At 65.0% G+C, this 17,330-nt stretch carries 16 protein-coding genes; 6 read left to right on the top strand and 10 right to left on the bottom strand.

Annotated elements, in window-relative coordinates; all coding sequences use genetic code 11:
• Window positions 1–56 precede the first annotated feature (56 nt).
• Genes AC5Y5E_RS21525 through AC5Y5E_RS21535 form a run of 3 tightly spaced genes read left to right on the top strand, consistent with a single transcriptional unit; the run spans window position 57 to window position 2,940 of the window.
• Window positions 57–1,058, top strand: a complete 1,002-nt coding sequence (locus AC5Y5E_RS21525; protein ID WP_499904848.1) for a hypothetical protein — start codon at window positions 57–59, stop codon at window positions 1,056–1,058.
• Window positions 1,055–1,690: a TetR/AcrR family transcriptional regulator gene (locus AC5Y5E_RS21530; protein WP_499904849.1), complete on the top strand. Its 636-nt coding sequence runs from the start codon at window positions 1,055–1,057 to the stop codon at window positions 1,688–1,690. The genes AC5Y5E_RS21525 and AC5Y5E_RS21530 overlap by 4 nt, the downstream gene beginning before the upstream one ends.
• The gene (locus tag AC5Y5E_RS21535) at window positions 1,684–2,940 is read left to right on the top strand and encodes an FAS1-like dehydratase domain-containing protein (protein ID WP_499904850.1); all 1,257 of its coding nucleotides are present in this window, start codon (window positions 1,684–1,686) and stop codon (window positions 2,938–2,940) included. The genes AC5Y5E_RS21530 and AC5Y5E_RS21535 overlap by 7 nt, the downstream gene beginning before the upstream one ends.
• Here AC5Y5E_RS21535 and AC5Y5E_RS21540 read toward each other — a convergent pair.
• Window positions 2,914–4,437 carry a class I adenylate-forming enzyme family protein gene (locus AC5Y5E_RS21540; protein ID WP_499904851.1) on the bottom strand — a complete coding sequence of 508 codons (1,524 nt, stop codon included), beginning with the start codon at window positions 4,435–4,437 and terminating at the stop codon, window positions 2,914–2,916. The genes AC5Y5E_RS21535 and AC5Y5E_RS21540 overlap by 27 nt on opposite strands.
• Entirely contained in the window at window positions 4,421–6,748 is a 2,328-nt protein-coding gene (locus tag AC5Y5E_RS21545; protein WP_499904853.1) for an acyl-CoA dehydrogenase family protein, read from the bottom strand. The genes AC5Y5E_RS21540 and AC5Y5E_RS21545 overlap by 17 nt, the downstream gene beginning before the upstream one ends.
• Window positions 6,749–7,022: 274 nt before the next feature.
• On the opposite strand from AC5Y5E_RS21545, the gene AC5Y5E_RS21550 reads away from it, so the two are divergent.
• Window positions 7,023–7,817, top strand: a complete 795-nt coding sequence (locus AC5Y5E_RS21550) for a FadR/GntR family transcriptional regulator (RefSeq protein WP_499904854.1) — start codon at window positions 7,023–7,025, stop codon at window positions 7,815–7,817.
• A gap of 110 nt (window positions 7,818–7,927) precedes the next feature.
• On the opposite strand, the gene AC5Y5E_RS21555 is transcribed toward AC5Y5E_RS21550, so the two are convergent.
• A complete protein-coding gene (locus AC5Y5E_RS21555) occupies window positions 7,928–8,455 on the bottom strand; it encodes a CAP domain-containing protein (protein WP_499904855.1) in 528 nt (175 codons plus the stop codon).
• A 218-nt stretch (window positions 8,456–8,673) separates the two neighbouring features.
• Here AC5Y5E_RS21555 and AC5Y5E_RS21560 point away from each other — a divergent pair, with 218 nt between their 5' ends.
• Window positions 8,674–9,033 (top strand): DUF732 domain-containing protein, encoded by a 360-nt coding sequence (locus AC5Y5E_RS21560; RefSeq protein WP_499904857.1) that lies wholly within the window; start codon window positions 8,674–8,676, stop codon window positions 9,031–9,033.
• 196 nt (window positions 9,034–9,229) lie between these two features.
• Window positions 9,230–9,526 (top strand): hypothetical protein, encoded by a 297-nt coding sequence (locus tag AC5Y5E_RS21565; RefSeq protein WP_499904858.1) that lies wholly within the window; start codon window positions 9,230–9,232, stop codon window positions 9,524–9,526.
• Window positions 9,527–9,572: 46 nt separating this feature from the next.
• On the opposite strand, the gene AC5Y5E_RS21570 is transcribed toward AC5Y5E_RS21565, so the two are convergent.
• Genes AC5Y5E_RS21570 through AC5Y5E_RS21600 form a run of 7 tightly spaced genes read right to left on the bottom strand, consistent with a single transcriptional unit; the run spans window position 9,573 to window position 17,317 of the window.
• Complete coding sequence (locus AC5Y5E_RS21570) at window positions 9,573–10,274, bottom strand: Rv1363c family protein (RefSeq protein ID WP_499904859.1); 702 nt, start codon at window positions 10,272–10,274, stop codon at window positions 9,573–9,575.
• Window positions 10,271–10,936 carry an Rv1363c family protein gene (locus AC5Y5E_RS21575; protein ID WP_499904861.1) on the bottom strand — a complete coding sequence of 222 codons (666 nt, stop codon included), beginning with the start codon at window positions 10,934–10,936 and terminating at the stop codon, window positions 10,271–10,273. The genes AC5Y5E_RS21570 and AC5Y5E_RS21575 overlap by 4 nt, the downstream gene beginning before the upstream one ends.
• Window positions 10,900–12,396: an MCE family protein gene (locus AC5Y5E_RS21580; RefSeq protein ID WP_499904862.1), complete on the bottom strand. Its 1,497-nt coding sequence runs from the start codon at window positions 12,394–12,396 to the stop codon at window positions 10,900–10,902. The genes AC5Y5E_RS21575 and AC5Y5E_RS21580 overlap by 37 nt, the downstream gene beginning before the upstream one ends.
• 1 nt (window position 12,397) lies before the next feature.
• Window positions 12,398–13,549 carry a virulence factor Mce family protein gene (locus AC5Y5E_RS21585; protein ID WP_499904863.1) on the bottom strand — a complete coding sequence of 384 codons (1,152 nt, stop codon included), beginning with the start codon at window positions 13,547–13,549 and terminating at the stop codon, window positions 12,398–12,400.
• On the bottom strand, window positions 13,546–14,913 hold the full coding sequence (locus AC5Y5E_RS21590; RefSeq protein WP_499904864.1) for a virulence factor Mce family protein: 1,368 nt from the start codon (window positions 14,911–14,913) through the stop codon (window positions 13,546–13,548). The genes AC5Y5E_RS21585 and AC5Y5E_RS21590 overlap by 4 nt, the downstream gene beginning before the upstream one ends.
• 26 nt (window positions 14,914–14,939) lie before the next feature.
• Window positions 14,940–16,292 carry an MCE family protein gene (locus AC5Y5E_RS21595; protein ID WP_499904866.1) on the bottom strand — a complete coding sequence of 451 codons (1,353 nt, stop codon included), beginning with the start codon at window positions 16,290–16,292 and terminating at the stop codon, window positions 14,940–14,942.
• Complete coding sequence (locus tag AC5Y5E_RS21600; protein WP_499904867.1) at window positions 16,289–17,317, bottom strand: MCE family protein; 1,029 nt, start codon at window positions 17,315–17,317, stop codon at window positions 16,289–16,291. Before AC5Y5E_RS21600 ends, AC5Y5E_RS21595 begins: the two co-directional genes overlap by 4 nt.
• Between the last annotated feature and the right edge of the window lie 13 nt (window positions 17,318–17,330).

A 17,330-nucleotide genomic window follows, 5' to 3' on the forward strand; every position in this document is an offset into this window, starting at 1 on the left:
ATCAGCTATCGTCGATATTAAATGTAGCGTGCGATATATTTAGCCCAGGAGGATAGATGTCGATCTCGACATACGGTGACTTCGACTTTCAGACGGTTGTCGATGCCTACGAGCCCAAACTGGCCGATCTGCAGCCGCATCATGCAAGGCATGGGCTTTCGCTGCAGGTGCAGTATTTCTATGGCGGCCTTCAAGATTCCGACGGTGTGATGTGGGCGGTGGAGCGAAAGTTCATCGGCCCGATGACGGGCGGCTTGTGGTTGATGAACGACTCGAGCGGTGACCTCAACCTGCACCCCAGCGCGCTGACGTCCGCGCGCGGTGAGTCGATCAGGCAGATCGAGCCGTCCAAGCGCGTCTGGCGGAATCACCTGATGCACACCATGGCCGAGAAGTTCGGTATCGCCAGCGAGCCGCTGGAGCTGGCCATCGACGACGAGGGCATCCGGTGGTCGGAGGGCTCGCTGCTCGACGTTGCCGGTGCCCTGCAGGGACCGGGCTTTCAGTTCTATGCGCCGGCGCGCGAGGAACCGCTGTTCTACACCACCCAGGTCTACTGGGTCACCGGCACGATCGACGGCAAGCCCGTCGAGGGCTTCATCGGACTCGACAACGGCTACTGGACCCACGGGCGCGAATGGAAGGAATATCGCTACTTCGAAGATCTCGAGATCTCCTGGGAAGTCTTCGGCAACAAGTTCGCCGACGGCGCCGTGGAGTACGGCGTGATCGTCAAGGGACGCCGGGGCTGGTCCGGTGCGGCGACGTTCGAGTCGGGCAAGCTCATCGCGAAAACCGATGAGGTGTCAGCCGCTTACGATCTCGACGCTGAGGGCTTCATCAACAGGGCGAACTTCGACATCGGCGGCCAGGGCTATACCTTTACCGGCAGCCAGACCGGAAAAATGCGCCATTTCGGGGAAGCGCGCTGGGGCAACTACACCTCCCAGGGAGGTGTCACCCGACGCGACGGCGACAATCGAGAGTTGCAAGTCGGGTACAGCTGGATCGAGTTCTTCCCCGGTCGCATCATCGCGGACGGGCTCGCCTCTGCGTGAGTGCTGCCACCGGGAGCGCGCGGCGTAGTTCCGGGCGGCCGCGGGGCGGAGCGGCGTCGGTTCGAGATGGTCTGCTGCGAGCCGCTGCGACGCACTTCAGCGCGTCCGGCTACGCCGGGGCGAGCACCCGCGCGATCCTGGCCGACGCGGGTGCCACTGCTCCGGCGTTATACCACCATTTCGGCAACAAGACGGGGCTGTACGTCGCCGCCGCTGCCGCGGCTCAAGAACACGTCCTGAACACACTCACTGCAGCAACAGCGCCAGATCAGACGATCGCGCAGCGTGTTTCCGGGCTGTTGAAGGCCGCAACACTGCTTCGGCGCGAGCATCCGAATGTGGCCAAGTATCTGAGCGTCATCCAGCAAGATGTTTCCCGCCACCCCGACCTCAGCGAATTAACCTGCTACGAAGCGCGATTCGACACATTCTGGCACTCAGTCGTCGACGGCGCGCAGTCGGGAATCGGCCTGGCCCTGGGACTGCGCGCCCTTATCGAAGGCCTCCTCGCGGTAGGCGGGACACATGTCCCCGACGAGGCCATCGCCGCTGCGGCTGCAGCGCTGCAAGACATCACCCAAACGGGGCTCGACGCCCTTCCGCATCGTTCGAAGGGGAAAGCGCAGTGGTAGACGGCACCGCCGAACCTTCGGCCGAGCAGTACGGCGTACTCACCGACGAAGCAATCGAGCGATCGCGGCTACGGCTGGGTGTGCCTCAACCGCAACTCAACCCGCCACACAACTACGAGGTCACCGCCGACGGAACGCGTCACTTCGCGTACGGATATGGCGACGACAACCCGCTGTACTGCGAACCCGAATACGCCACGGGGACCCGCTGGGGGTCGCTCATCGCGCCGCCGAACTTCTTGTACACGATGGGCGAGGACGCCGCGCCGAAGCCCGATCCCGAAACGAAGGCGCTGCTGAGGGGAGACCCCTTCGCCGGACTCGGCTCGTACCAAGCGGTTATGGAATTCGAGTGGTGGCGTCCGCTGCTACTGCACGACCGCTGTAAAGTGCTGCAAGCTCAGGTGGGTGTGCAGCCAAAACGGAGCAGCTTCGGCGGCCGCACCGTCCACATCACGCACGACTATCTCTACACCAACGGACGCGGTGAGATGCACGCCGTCCGGCGAGGCACGTGGATCAACGCGGAGCGACACACCTCGCGCAAACGCGCCAAGGAGAAGCTCGAGCAGGTGCCCTACACCGATCAGCAGATATCCGAATTCGAGGCAGCGTATGCCGCTGAGAGCCGCCGGGGCGCCGAGCCCCGCTATTTCGAGGACGTGCGCGTCGGCGATCAGCTGCAGCCGCGCGTCAAGGGTCCGCTCACCACGACCGATGTTGTTGTCTGGCACCTGGGTTGGGGAATGCAGCTCACTCCCCCGGGCACCTTCGGCATTGCCGCCAGGATCCGCCGCAAGGCACCCGGGTTGTATCCACGCAACGCACTCAACATTCCCGACACGGTGCAGCGACTGCACTGGGAACCGGAACGGGCCCGGGAACTCGGGCTGCCCAACTCCTATGACTACGGCGGAATGCGCGAAACGTGGTTGACCCATCTCATCACCGACTGGATGGGCGATGACGCTTGGTTGTGGAAGCTGCGTTGCGAGCACCGGAAGTTCAACTACATCGGTGACGTTACCTGGGTGCGCGGCGAGGTCGTCGACAAACGAAACGCCGACGGGCGCAACGAGGTCCATCTCAAGGTCTGGTGCGAGAACCAACGCGGCGAAACAAGCACGCCTGGCGCCGCTGTGGTATTGCTGCCGACCCGCGAAGTTCCGGTCGCTTTGCCCGAACCGCCGGCGGCCGACCTGGACGGCATGGTCCAGCACGAGTTAAGGCGATTCAGCATCGACGACTGATGACGACGCGCGCGTTTCCTCGAGCAACGTGGTCAGGCGCCGTCGATCCACTTTAAGCGCCGCACCGCGCGGCAATTCATCGACGATGTGGACCTCCGCCGGCACTTCGTACGGTGTCAGCGAGGACCTGCAGTGGCTTCGCAGCTCCTCCGGCGTCACCGCTACGCCGGGTCGCAATTCCACCGCCGCGATGGGGATCTGGCCCAGCCGTTCGTCGGCGAGCCCCGCAACCGCGGCGTCACGCACGGCGGCGTGCGACCGCAGCGCGCGCACCACCGTGTCCGGTGCGACTTTGAATCCGCCACGCACTATGACGTCGTCCGCGCGGCCGTCGATGTAGAGGTAGCCGTCCCCGTCGAGGTGCGCGAGGTCGCTGGTGGTGACCCACCGATCCGCCGAACCGCCGGCCTGCACCGAAGCCACTTGTAATCGGCCCGTTTGGCCGGCCGGGAGCACGTTGCCGTCGTCGTCGATGACCTGGAGGCGCACCCCTGGAAACGGCTTGCCGACGCTGCCTTTCTTGTCCGCCCAGTGCGCGCGGAAGTCCCTCAGTGTCCATCCCGCAACGGCTCCGGAGAACTCCGTGGCGCCATAGACGATGAGGACGGCTATCCCGAACTTCTCATCGAACGCGTCGACGAGTGCGGGCTCCACCGGACTGGTACCGGCGTTGACGGCGCGGACACTGCTCAGCTCGTCACGGGTGATGTCGGAGTCGAGAACCGCCCGAAGGGCGGGCGGCGGCAGGGAGACCAGGGCCGGTCGGTGCTCGCTGACCGCGGCGCGCCAGCCCGGCAGGGTGAAGCGCTCCAGCAGGACGAACGGACGCGCGGTTACCAGATTCTGCAGCAGGCCCCACAGTCCCCCGATGTGGACGATGGGCAACGTTACGAGCCCGACGCGTCCGGTCAACGGCGCACGCTCGGTGCCGTCAGGCCGGTCATTGTGTCGGAGCGCCGCGGACAGTGACGCCTCTAACTGGCTGCGGTGTAACGGAATTCGCTTGGGCGCGCCGGTGGTCCCGGACGTCGGCATCTCGACTGCCACGGTCGGGTCACCCGGTGTCGGCTCGAAGGCCAATGTGGACCGCTGAATGAGCGCTCCCTCGTCCAGGCTCCACGCGGCGGCGCCCAGCCCGGTTACGGCCGACACAAAGGCGTCTTCCGACCACAAGGCGCGGGGCGCCAGCACGAACGCGGTTCCCGTGTCCACCAGATCGGCGCTGAGCCGCTCGACGGGTTGCAGCGGGCTGATCGTGACCAGCGTACGTTCGCCCCGCATGATCGCGATCAGTGCGGCAACGGATTCCATCCGGTTGCCCAGGACGACCGCAACCCGGTCCCCGGGCCCACAGCCGGCGCGGCCGAGCCGCTCGTCGAGCTGCTCGGAAAGGGTGCGCATCCTGCCCCAGGTAACCCAGTGGCCGTCCTGTTGGACCATGTTGGCGTCGTCGTCTGCCTGCCACAATCGGCCCAGCGCATCACCGATGCTCGTCATTCTCACTTCCCGGTCCGAACCGCGGGGATGCCGCTCTCTCGGCCAACAGCTTTGCCACGGCACGGTCCCGGAGCGCGTCGGCGCGACCGACGGCAACGGCATTGGCGCGCGCCCGGCGCAGCAGCAGATGCGCCGGATGCTCCCAGGTAAAGCCGATGCCGCCGTGTATCTGGATCGATCGTTCCGCGGCGAATACCGCCGCGTCGAACGCGGCGGCGGCCGCCAGCATGCAATCCACGTCGCTTGGTTCATCGGCCTGGGCCGCCGCGAACACCTGGCTGCGCGCGCCCTCGAGCGCGACAAGCATGTCGGCACAGCGGTGCGAGACGGCCTGGAAGCTTCCGATCTTTCGGCCGAACTGTTCGCGCTCGCCGGCCCACTCCACCGCCATGGCGAGGGCCGCCGAAGCGACGCCGACCGAGTCGGCGGCCACGGTGAGCAGCGCCCGGCAGCGGGCATGGTCCAGGGCTAGACGTAGCTCCTCGCCGTCGGCCAGCACATGGCCCGCCGCCCCGGCGAAGGTGACCGATCCGACGGTGGCGGTCAGGTCGAGCGGTTGATCGGCCACGACCGTGATGCCGTCGCCGCCAGGATTCACCGACACCAGCGCCTCACCGTTGCCGAAGGAAGCCAGCACCAACAGCACCTCGGCATCCGGCGCCCCGGCCACAACGGGAACCCGCCCGCTCAGCGACCCAGTGTTCAACAGGGGCAGCCGGTCGCCTCTCGTGACCCAGCCGGCGTCACCGAGCGGTACGGCGAACGCCGCAGGCGCTCCGCCCGCGATCCGTTCGGCGACCGAACCAGCGCCCGCTGCGACAGCGATGTCGAGCGCGATCACGCTGGGCACCAACGGTGTCGGCGCCAGGGCCTTGGCCGCTTGCTCGATCGCGGCGTAGAGCATCCTCGGTGGTGCGCCCGCACCTCCGAGCGATTCATCGAGCGCCAGGCCGGGAAGACCGAACTCCACCAGCGCCGACCACACGGCCGGATCTCCCTTGTCGGCAACGCGTTTCGGATCCAGTAGCGCCTCGACGTCGACGCGCGCATCGAGGGCTTTGCCCAGCACCTCGCGCAGCTCCGATTCACTCTGATCCACAACAGCGAGTGGTGCGCCGGGCCGGACGCTGGCCGACCGGGTCCCCTCACCGCGGTGCGACGGTAGGCCCAAAACGCTTTCGGCGATGGTGTTGCGCTGAATTTCCGCCGTACCCGCACCGATTGTGCTGGCGCGTGTCTTCAGATAGCCGTACGTCCAGCGCCCGCCGTCCACCGCACCTGCCGCCCTGCTACCCAACATGCCGCAAGGCCCGGCTCCCCGGAGGGCCAGTGCATGCATTTGTTGCTCGAACTCTGACTTCACCAGGCGGTTCACCGAGGCCACGTCCCCCGGATCCTCACCGCGCAGGACCGCCTCGAGAGCCCGCGTGCTGTTGGCCGCGATCGCCCGCACGCCGGATTCCATTCGCGCGATCTCTTGTCGCACAAGAGGATCAGAATCGAGACTCTGTTCAATAAGGAGGTCAAGCACCCGGTCGGCCGTGCGACGGTGCTTGAACTCGTCGGCCAGGAAAGCGGTGGCCCGCTCGTGGCCCAGCGAGGTGCGCATGATCGACCAACCATTGCCCTCCTCGCCGACCCGGTGCCCGACCGGCACCTCGACGTCGTCGAAAAACACCTCGGCGAAGTGCGTGCCGCCGCTGATGTCACGAAGCGGTCGCACCGTGATGCCGGGACTGTGCATCGAGATGAGCAGGTAGGTGATGCCGTCCGAGCCACGGCCGGGAGCACCCATGCGGACCAGCGCGAACATCCAGTCCGCCAGATTCGCCATCGTCGTCCACACCTTCTGCCCGTTGACGCGATAGACGTCGCCGTCGCGGACCGCGCGGGTGGACAGTGACGCCAGGTCGCTGCCCGCACCGGGCTCGGAAAACCCCTGGCACCAGAACTCGTCGGCCCGCAACAAGGGACGCAGGAATCGTTGCTTTTGCCGTGGGGCGCCGAATTTGATCAGCACCGGCGCCACGATGAACGACACCTGGCACGGATGCGCCGGCACCCCCGCGGCGGAAGTCATGCGGTAGTAGTCGAGCTGATCTTCGAGTGACAGCTCCAGGCCGCCGGCCGACCTCGGCCAGCCGGGTCCCGCCAGACCGTTGTCGACGAGTTCCGCTTGCCAAGCGCGCGCGACCGCCAGGCGATCGATTTGGGTCCCCTCGGCCCTCGCCTCCGCCTCGGCCTCGGATCGGCGCCGGATGAAGTCGGCCATCAACTCCTGCAAACGCCGGCGCCAGTCATCGGACGACATCGCAGGACCCTTAGCTAGATAGTTAACTTGGTTATTTATGTTTGCAGTCTCTCCTGACCGCAGGCCCCTCGTCAAGCCGGGACATCGCCGCGAGCAGTGTTTGCAAAATCACGTCAAACGGTCAACCTGGCCACGTTGGGCCACTCGTGGTGGCGGTACACCGTGCTGTCTTACCCAGTCTTAATTGTTAGACTTGCTGATCGCCTTTCCCGCGGCAAGAGGTCGCCGGCACATTGCTTGAGCGGGTGATCGGCAGAACGTACTGGGAGGTCTGGTGTCGTCACTTCCGCCGCTCGCCCCGATGATGGCCGTGAACCCAGCTGGGCCGGGTAGGCAGGGTGTGCGCGCACCGAAGACCGCCGAGCTCGTGGCGGGGACGCTGCGCCGGATGATCGTCGACGGCAAGCTGAAGGACGGCGACTTCCTCCCCAACGAGCCTGAGCTGATGAACCACTTCGGCGTCAGCCGCCCGACTTTGCGGGAAGCCGTGCGCGTACTGGAATCCGAACGGCTCGTCGAGGTTCGCCGCGGCTCCCGCACCGGCGCTCGGGTCCGGGTACCGGGGCCCGAAATCGTAGCCCGGCCGGCCGGCCTGCTGCTGGAGTTGTCGGGCGCGACGATTGCCGACGTCCTCATTGCCCGTTCTGCGATCGAGCCGGTCGCCGCGCGTTTACTCGCAACCGACGGGAAGACCAAATCGTTCGACGAACTCGAGCAGATATTGGTCGAGGATCTTCCGGTCTCCACCGAAGCCGCGCGATTTGCCGCGGCCACCGCCCGATTCCATCTCCGGCTCGTTGAGCTGTCGGGCAACGCAACCCTGAGCATGATCGCGGGCATGCTCCATGAGATCACCGAACGGCACACGGCGGTGGCGGTGGCGCGCAAGCGCAGCGTTCCCAAAGGGGACTATGACAAGCTCGTGCGTTCGTACCGCCACCTCATCGAGCTGCTGCGGGCGCGCGATGGCGACGCCGCCGAAGCCCACTGGCGCCGCCACATGGACAATTCACGCAAGACCGTGCTGTCGTTGCTCCCGACAATCAAGGTCCGCGACGTGATGGATTGACCGGCTCATCTCGGCATCGTGCGGGCAAGAAGCCTGGGCGACAGTTCGATTGGGGGTGACGCTGCCCGCGTTGGCTGGCGAATTGGTGAACCGGCCGGAAGGGCTCTGCGTCAGGCGGTTGGCTGCCCGTACATCGCGACCAACACCGAGCGGTTGAGGCTGTTCTCTGACCAGATACCGATGGCAGTGTTGGCGCAATCCTGCATGAGGGCACGTGACGGCGGGTCCCACCACCACTGGCCGAGGATCTGGATGCCGTTGATCGCCATCGAGGGCACAATCGCCACGGTTTCGGCGGCCTTGCCGTTGAATCCGGCGTCGCGAGCACGGTCCTGAGGATTGGACCCGTCGGATCCGATGTCTCCGTTGATGTCGGGATTACCAAGGACGTCTAGGGTGTGCCGGCGGGCGGCGTTCGTCAGCCGGCCGTCCATCTTGGAATCGGTCGTACAGCCGTTTTGGCGCTGAGCGGTGTTGATGTTCACGTAGACGCTGTTGTTGAGCCGGGCATTGTTCGGTACAACGGTGTTCCCGTTGTCGGCGTGCGCAATCGGCACTGACCATGCCACTGCGCCAAGCAGGAGCGCCAGCCCCGAATGCGGTCGCGCGGCGCGGGCCCTGATGCTCGCGATTGTCATCGCATGCCTCATTCCTCGCCTCCTTTCGGAGTCGGCTGCCAACGTTCGATGCTGGTCCCATACTTGCGACGTTGGAGTCAAAGAATTATAACTTAGTTGAAGTTCTTGGGCTAACGCTCGCACAACTAGTCGGCCGACGCCGGGGTGGTGACATGAATCGGTACCGTTCTTGCGGCCGCACGCGGCGGATTGGGCAGCGCCCCGGAACATTCGTCGGCATGTTGGTCGCTGCCGCCGCGATCGGCGGAGCCACACTGCCGCTGGCCTCGCCGGCTCACGCCGCCCCAGATCCCCGAGTTGAGTACCTGTATGACGTTGCGGTCCGGCGTTCGTACAACTTCCCGAACAACGATGCGGTCGGCTATGGCTATGCGATCTGCGACAAGGTCAGCGGCGGCGAGGGCTTCGCACAAGTGATGGGTGACGCGAAACGGGACGTCACCCCCAATGACGAGTTCGCGGCCAATTACCTCGTATCGTATGCGGTCAACTTGCTGTGTCCTGCGCAGGTGTGGCAGCTGCGCAATTCGGCGGCCGGCTATCAGCCCCCCGCCGGAGCATCGGACCTGAAGCCCTGAATTCCTTTGTGGCGCAACGCCACGACACACTTGACGCAAGGATGGAGCCATGTTTCGGTCCTATTCATCTCTCCCCGTGATGGTGGCGATGTCGTTCGTTGTCGTCGGCTCCGCGGGCGTCACAAACGCATCGCCATCGGACGGAGCTTCGTCCGACTCGTGCTCATGGGTTCTGACGCCACCGCAAGTCGTTCAAGTGAGCAGTACTCAGATGGTGCTGGCCTCCGTGAAATCGGGGCCGTGCACCATGGACGCCGTTCCCAACGACACGGTCGTGTGCTTGTCGATCCAAGGAGAGGACTCGCAGGCTCAGTGCCACCACAAAGCCGGCTCGGGCGCGTCGTTTGTCTACTATCCGTACCGACCTGGAGCGACGTACATCGTCAAGGGCCAGGGTTGCGCCGACGTGTTCGAAGATCCCGTCAATCACAGCACCACCGGGCCGGTCACAAAGCTCTGCCAGTCCGTCGGGCCGACTGCGTTCGCGATGTGAAATGCCGGCGGCCCGAGGGCGCAGGATTTTGTCCGACGGGCTGACCCTAGATGGGGTCGAAGCCCCCGATCAGCCATCTGTCGCCAACCTTGTCCAGCGTCACCCGGACCGCCGATGCGGTGGCGCTCGGAGGATCCGTGCCGACCACGACGGTCTGGTTGACGAACACCAGGGCCACAGCGTGATTCGCGTTGGCCGATACTGAGGCCACCGCGGGGACGGTGGCGACCGCCGAGATGTGCCTTTGTTTCGCGCCAGGGATCACCACGTCGTGTGTCAGCTGCGTGTAGGAGTCCTTGAACGTGCCGGTCAACCGGTCCCGAGCAGCCCCCAAATCCTTGTCCACGGTGTCGGGCCGATACGACAACATGGCGATGGTGCCGTCCCTGGCGGCCGCGACGGAGTCCACGCCGCTCGTCTGCGAGGCCCGGATCGACATGGACTGCCACTTGAAGTAGCCCCCCGCCCCCGCGAGCAACAGCAGCAGGAACGGAAGCACTGCGAAAGCGAATAATCGCGAAAGGCTGATCCTGCGCTTCGTTTTCGGGCTGCCACTGCCTTCGCCGGCCTGCCCGTCTCCGGGCTCGTCGGGTACGGTCTGCGACTCCGCCTTCGCATCGCTGGCGGCCACCTCGGCCACCGCGGCGGTATCCTCGCCGGTCACGGATTCGGTGTCAACGGGCACGGCGACTGATTCCTTTTCTTGCCGGTTCGTTTCGCCGCCGGCCAAGCCGGTCCGCGGCGTCATGAAGGTACGAACAATACGTTCGAAACTTTGGCTCCGTCGCCAACCTTTTGCACGTCGATCCTCATTCGCCAAGCCCGCGGCGGTTGATCCTCCGCGCCAAGGTTGGACGTCTTGACCGAGATGGCGACGAGGACCCGAGCTTCGTTGCGCGACACCGATTCCAGACCCGCCTCGGTGACGGTTCCCACCGATTTCGACTGGACCTTCTTGACCACGTCGATGAAAGGTTGTGAGCGTTTCGAGAAGTCGTCGTAGAACGGGCCCGTCGCCGAGTCCAGTATGCGTTGGATGTCGTTGTTGACGTTTTGCCAGTCGATGGTGGTCAAGTTGACCGCACCCTGCCGTCCCACCCGGAGAAACAGCTCGTGTTGTTCCTGCTCCTGACGCAACTGATAGGTGCGGAACCCCAGCCATCCGACCACGCCGCCCAGGGCGAGAAAAGCGACAACGCCGATCACCGTGGCCAGCCGCACGGGTGACATCGAAATCCGGCGTCTCGCAGGCTTTGCCTGCTTGTCTTCGCCGACGTCGGCAGCGTCGGCGCCCTGGTCTTCGGGTGTTGACGAAATTGAACCTGGCGACGTTTCCGACTCGGCTGCAGGCGGTTTCGCGGTCTCGGTGTCGGTCAGTTCGGCTTCGGCGGCATCAGCATCTGCTGCCATGTGTGCTCCTGATCAGAGGGATGGGCCAGGTCGGTTTGTCGGTATTCTCGCCCGTCCGGTCCGACGTAGGTGCCGGTGGCGGGATCGTATTCGGCGACGGCGATGGGGGGCGGGGCTGCCGCGGGCGGAGCCGGCGATGCGGCCCCGGCCGCCGACGGCTTGGCCGATGGGGCGGCCGCCGGGGCGCCCGGCTCGAGCTGCGGAATGTCCTGCCCGGACAGCGTCGAGTTAGGGTCACCCTTCCAGTTGTAGCCCTCGTTGAGGGGCACGTACTCCTCGTCGCTTTCGCACATCTTCACCGTCGGGGCGCGTTTGCCCGGACGCGTCTCGCACGGGTAGTTGCGGGCGCCGCGCACGTTGAGGGCGGCGTCTTGAGGTACCCGACAATACAAGTCGCCGGGGGGACGATCCGGATGGTCCTCGAAGGTGGGTGACCGGATCTGTTGGGCCGGTAGGTATCCCGTGGTGCACGCCGGCGGAAGGTTGAGGTTCAAGTTGAAGCTCAGGTTCAGGCCCGGGTAGCTCGATTTGATGTTTCGGTCCGGCAGTAGTGTCGCCTGACCCTGAGCCGTCGCCGCCGGTAGTACTACTAGGATCTGCTCGAGGTCGGCGCGATAGGCGACCCCGACGTCTCCCACGCTGACCAAGTTGGCGAGCACGATCGGCAGAGTCGGCTGCAGTCGATCGAAGAGTTGACGGGTCTCCTCCGCGGCCGCGCCGCCCTGGTTGATCACGCCGCGGACGGCGACGTCCTGGGTTTGCAGTTGCCGGGTGACGTTGGCCAGGTTGGAGGCCCAGGCCTGCACGGCATCCGACGAGTCGGTCTGGCTGTCGAACACCGGCTTGGACTCGTCGATGAGACTGGTCAGCGAATCCAGGTTCTTGCGGGCGTCGATCGCAAGGCTGGTCGTTCCTTGCAGCAGCCGCGAAAGCTCCGGGCCGAGTCCCCCGAACGCGACATAGCTCTCGTCGACCACCGTCTTCAGATTGTCGCGCGGGATGGCTTGCAGACCGCGGTTGGCCGCCGCCACCAGCGAGTTGATGTCGGGGGGAATGCTCGAGTGGTTGACGGGGACAACGTCGCCGTTTCTCAGCTTGGGCCCGCTTCGGCTGTGCGGTGTCAAAGCGAGGTACTGCTCGCCGACCGCCGACACGCTGTGTACCTCGGCGGCGAGGTCCGTGGCGGGAATGTCGACGTTCGAGTTCATCTGAAGCACCGCCTCGGCGCCGGTTTTGGTCAGCCGCACCTCCTTTACCCGGCCGACCGTGACGCCGCGGTAGGTGACGTTCCCGCCGGCGTATAGGCCGCCGGCCTGCGGCAGCTCAACCCTTACCGTGTATCGACCGATGCCGAAAAATGCGCTTTGAACGTGAAGGTAACCGACAAACACGGCCGCGATCGCGCCCAACGCGACCGCCGTGAAGACCGCGATCTGGATCTTGATCCGCTTTGTCAGCATGTCACGCTCCCTGGTCGAGATGGTATGGAGCGACCAACGGATTCCGTGCGGTGTAGGGGCTGGGTAGCTGGCCGATGGTGCGGCCCCACTGCAACTCCAGCTCCGTTAAGTTGCCCTCCCACCGCGTGCCGATGAAGTAGTCATTGTCGATCCGGCTCAGCGTCATATCGATGATGGCGGTCAGGTTCCCGTAGTCGCCTCGGATCCACTTGCTGATAGTGGGTTTCGGGAACGGGTAGGTCGCAAAGAAGTCCAGCGAGCGGGTCAGGGCCGGCCCCGAATCGGCCAACGACTGCAGCACCGGTCCGAGGTCTTTGAGCTCTTGAACCAGATTCTTCTTGGTCTGGTTGACCGAGTCGGCGGCGAGCGCGCTGAATTTGCCAAGTTCACCGAGTGCGTTCACGAGGTTTTCGCGCTGATTCTTCAGCACGGCCAGCGCGTCGGGGATGGTCTTGAGCGCCTTGTCGACGACCGGCTTCTGGTCTGCGAACTGGCCGACCAGGTTGTTCAAACTGTCGGTGGCGGAAATGATGTCGTCTTTCTGGTCGTTCAGGTAGCCGACGAACTTGTCCAACTGCCCGAGCAGGCTTCGCAAATCCTGTTCGCGGCCGGAAAACGCGGTGCTCAACGCCTTCGTGATGTCCTGGACGTTGCCCAGCCCACCGCCGTTGAGCACCATTGAAACGGCGGCCAGCGTTTGTTCGGTCGATGGGAAGGCCCCCCCGGACGATAGGGGAATCAGCGATCCGTTTCTGAGCTTGCCCGTGGGCGGGATGTCTTTGGGCGCAGCCAGTTCGACGTGAACCGAACCGAGCAGGCTTGTTTGACCTATCGTGGCCGTCGCGTTGGCCGGTAGGTCGACATTGCCGTCGAGCGTCATCGTGACGAGCGCGTGCCAGCCCTGGAGTTCGACCTTCGTCACGTTGCCGACGGTCACATCGTTGACCCGGACCCGGGAATTCTCCTTCAGATTCTGGACGTCGGGCAACTGCGCCTGGATCGTGTAGGCGCCCGGGCCGCTCCCGGCGGTTCCTGGTAGCGGCAACGAGTTTGCGCCGTGGAAGTCTCGCAGGACACCGCAGCCCGACACAGCGGCCGCGAGCAGCGCGGTCAGGGCGGCGGCGCCGGCGCGGCGCCAGTGTCCGGATCTCACTGTCCACCCACGGGGGGCACCATCAGTCCGCGAAGACCGTCGGTCGGGTTCGTCGGTATGGGGTCGGGCAGCCGGGCGGGCACGAAGGGGGGATTCGCGTGGTTAGGGTCGACCATGCCGTTGCCGAAGTAGTTGTAGATCCGGTTCGCCGGCGGCAGTGGCCCGTTGGGCGGCGGCGGCACCGTGCGGAACGGTTCGGTGGGTGGCGGGCCCGGCGGCGGGACGTAGTCCGGCCGCAGCCAGTCTTCGCTGTAGGTGACTTCGTTGGGCCGCGCCATCACGCCGACGAATGGGTCGAAGCCGAGCAGCGGGAAACTGTATTGGCGGTTTTTGAGGATTGGTGCCAGGTATTGCACGCAGAGCTTCGCGGACTGCTCGGCGCCCAACCGTGACGCCGCCTGCACGGCGGAGCACAGGAACTGGATCGGGTTGGCGAAGTTGCTGAGCGCGATGCCGCCGGTCAGCGCCACGTTCGCGGGCTGGTAGATGTTGGCGAAATTCTGGAACGCCGGCGTTCCGATGTGCAGCGTCTGCTTGATGTCGTCGAGGCTGTCGACCACTGCCTTGGATACCGACGCGAGTTTGTCTGAGGTGGTGCCCAACGCCTCACGATTGTCGGCCACAAAGCTCGTGACGTCGCCGGCCACGTCGTTGAGGTCCCGCACCGCGTTTGCAACCTCGTTCGGGTCGTTGGCCAGCAGGCTCGTCACCGAGGCCAGGTTCTGGTTCAGGTGCGCCAACAAGTCGCTGCTGTCGTGCAGCGCCGACACCAGGACCGACAGGTTCTTGAATGTTTTGAACAGGTCGCCGCTGTGGTCACCGAGCGCCGAGATCGCCTGCGACAGTTTGATGATGGTGTTACGGATGTCGGGCCCCTGGCCGCGCAGGTTGTCGGCGGCGGTGTTGATGAATGCACCCAGCGTGCTGACCCCTCCGGGTTGGGTGGGCTGCAGTGTTTGGGTGAGCTTTTCGAGTTGCTGGCGGAAGTCGTCCCACTCTACGGGGACGGCGGTGCGGTCCTGCGGGATCGTCGCGTGATCCCGCATTGCCGCTCCGCCGTTGTAGGCGGGCGTCAGCTGGATAGCCCGGACAGTCACCAGGGACGGTGAAAGAATCACCGCTTTGGCGTCGGCCGGCACCTTGTATTTGTCCTTGTACCAGAAGGAAACCTTGACCCGGTCGGGCTGCGGCTCGATTTTTTCGATCTTGCCGACCGGCACTCCCAGGATCACGACGTTGTCGCCCGCGTAGATCCCGTTGCTGTTGTCGAAATATGCGGTGACGTATGTACGCCCGGCGCCGGTCGCGGCCCGCACCATCGCGACGACGCCGCCGATGAGTACCAGCACCAGCAGCACGCTCACGCCGAGCCTGGCTTTTCTGGAATGCCTCACTGTCCGCCCCCTGGTGCGTGCGGGCCCGGTGCCTCGCCGGGCGCCGGCTGCTCAAGCGGCCCCTGCGGAGTGGGTACGGACGCCCGCGGTCCCGGCGGCGTCAACGCCGGCGGTCCCGGCGGCGGGCCGCCCGGTGGCGGCGCCGGCGGCGGCTCCCGGTAGGGGTAGCAACCCGGCCCGGGCAATGGCACCGGACCGCACTGATGGTCATTCGGGTTGCCCGTAATGGCATCGGGCAGCGTCAATCTCGGGTCTCCGCCCTGGCCTGTCCGCGGGTACGGCACCGGCAGGGGCGGGGTCGCCCGCTGGCCGGTCTGCGGATCGTTGAGCTGCGAGGGCAGCAGGACGTGCGGATCCAGGCCGAGGTCGGAAAAGGCCACGTCGATGAACGGTTGCAGGAACTGCCCGGGCACCAGGTTGGCCAGGTAGGCCTTGAAATAGGGTCCCGACGACACCGATTCACCCAGCGACAATGCGTACGCATTGAGTCCCTTGATCGCCTGTTGCACCCGCTCCTTGCGCTTGTCGACGATGCCCAGAGCCGAGTTGAGCTTTTCCAGAGCCGGTTTGAGCGATTGGCGATTTTCGGCGATGAACCCCTTGACCTGCTGCGCCACGGCCGACAGATTGTTCGAGATTTGATCCAGCGCACTGCTCTGGGATCTCAACTGGACCAATAGGGCATTGGTGTTGGACACGAGACCGACCACTTCGCTGCTGCGCTCGGCCAGCACGGTCGTGGCCTTGTTCGCGTTCTCCAGCAAGGTCCGCAGCTGCGCATCGCGCTTGTCCAGGGTTTCGGAGAATCGCGCCACACCGCGCACGGCGGCCTGCAGGTCGGGTGGCGTGTTGGAGAAAGTGTCCGACAGCACCTGCAGCGAGCGCGACAGCTGGTCGGTGTTCAGCCCGCTGATGGTGGTCGAGAGATCGCCGAGCGCGTCCGGAAGTTGGTACGGCGACGTCGTCCGCTCAACCGGTATCGGGTGGTTCAGCCGTCCGTCTCCCCGTGACGTGATCTCGAGGAGTTTCGAGCCGAGCAGGGTCTTCAGCTTGATCGCGGCCTCGCTGCGATCGCCCAGCCGCACATCGCTGTCGACCTTGAACTTCACCCGCACCCGGGGACCGTCGAGGTCAACGGACGAGACGTCGCCGACCCGGAAACCCGAAACCTGCACCGGGTTACCCTCCGCCAGTCCACCCGCTTCGGCGAAGTAGGCCGTGTATTCGTTCGTCCGGTCGAAGAACGGCAGCTTCTGGTAATTGAGCGAGAGCCACATGACGGCGAGGGTCAGACCGATGCCGACGGCGCCGACGACCAGCGGATTGCGTTCGGAGAAGGTCTTTTTCACTTCGGCGTGCACCTCCCGGTGTCCTGGCCGGCCAGCTTCACATATACCGGCTGGCCACCCTTGCCGTTGACCTTGAGGAGGAGATCGCACAGGTAGAAGGTGAAGAAGTCGCCGTAAATGCCCAGCCTGCCAAGCATTTGGTACGCGTCGGGAAGTGTATTGAGCAGGTTGTCGAAGAAATCCTTGTCGGCGTCGATGAGTCCGGCCGTCCGGTCGGTCTCGTCGACCACTTTCTTGATGGCCGGGCGCCCTTGCTCCAGCATGTCGGCGATCGATCCGGCGGCGGCATTGCCGTACGCCACGGCGTTCGTGATGTCCTGCTTGCGCGCTTCGAGGCCCTTCATCAGCTCGGCGAGCGAGTCGACCGCCTTGGCGAATTGCTTGCTTTGGCTACCGAGCGAGCCGAGCACCGTGTTCAGGTTGGTGACGACCTGACCGATCAGCTGATCGCGATCGGCCAAGGTGTTGGTCAAAGCGGCTGCCTGGCTCAGGAACGAGCTAATCGTTGGCCCCTGCCCCTGGAAGGCGGCGATCAACTGGCCGCTCAATGCGTTGACCTGCTCGGGATTCAATGCGCGAAACAAGGGCCGGAAGCCGCCGATCAATGCGTCCAGATCGAGTGCCGGCTCGGTCTGGGCCAGCGGGATCGTATCGCCGGGACGGAGCCGTTTGACGCCGCCTGCTCCTTCGTCCAGGGCGAGGAACCTGCCGCCGATGAGGTCGTCATAGCGAACGGCGGCACGAGTGCCCTCGGTGAGCACTGCGGACGGGGTCACCGAGAACTGGACGCGCAGAGTCGAATCGGCGTCGAGCGAAATCTTTTTGACCTTGCCCACTTCGACGCCGGCGATGCGGACGAAATTGCCGTTGCGCAGCCCGGAGACGTTCGCGAAGTGGGCGTTGTAGATCGTCTCGTCCTGGAAGCGAAACTGACCGAAGATGAGGAACATAAGCGCCACCGCGAGCAGGCACACCGTGGCATAGATGGCGAGACGCCACAGCGAGCCACGCAAATTCTCTCGCATGTCTGCCTTTCTC

It is taken from the genome of Mycobacterium sp. NGS54 (assembly GCF_059812465.1).

Excerpts from the sequence above, each read along its gene's own strand:
- AC5Y5E_RS21545 (WP_499904853.1), bottom strand. The coding sequence starts at position 6,748 with ATGTCGTCCGATGACTGGCGCCGGCGTTTGCAGGAGTTGATGGCCGAC.
- AC5Y5E_RS21580 (WP_499904862.1), bottom strand. The coding sequence starts at position 12,396 with ATGCTGACAAAGCGGATCAAGATCCAGATCGCGGTCTTCACGGCGGTC.
- AC5Y5E_RS21570 (WP_499904859.1), bottom strand. The coding sequence starts at position 10,274 with ATGACGCCGCGGACCGGCTTGGCCGGCGGCGAAACGAACCGGCAAGAA.
- AC5Y5E_RS21555 (WP_499904855.1), bottom strand. The coding sequence starts at position 8,455 with ATGACAATCGCGAGCATCAGGGCCCGCGCCGCGCGACCGCATTCGGGG.
- AC5Y5E_RS21575 (WP_499904861.1), bottom strand. The coding sequence starts at position 10,936 with ATGGCAGCAGATGCTGATGCCGCCGAAGCCGAACTGACCGACACCGAG.
- AC5Y5E_RS21600 (WP_499904867.1), bottom strand. The coding sequence starts at position 17,317 with ATGCGAGAGAATTTGCGTGGCTCGCTGTGGCGTCTCGCCATCTATGCC.
- AC5Y5E_RS21560 (WP_499904857.1), top strand. The coding sequence starts at position 8,674 with ATGTTGGTCGCTGCCGCCGCGATCGGCGGAGCCACACTGCCGCTGGCC.
- AC5Y5E_RS21525 (WP_499904848.1), top strand. The coding sequence starts at position 57 with ATGTCGATCTCGACATACGGTGACTTCGACTTTCAGACGGTTGTCGAT.
- AC5Y5E_RS21540 (WP_499904851.1), bottom strand. The coding sequence starts at position 4,437 with ATGACGAGCATCGGTGATGCGCTGGGCCGATTGTGGCAGGCAGACGAC.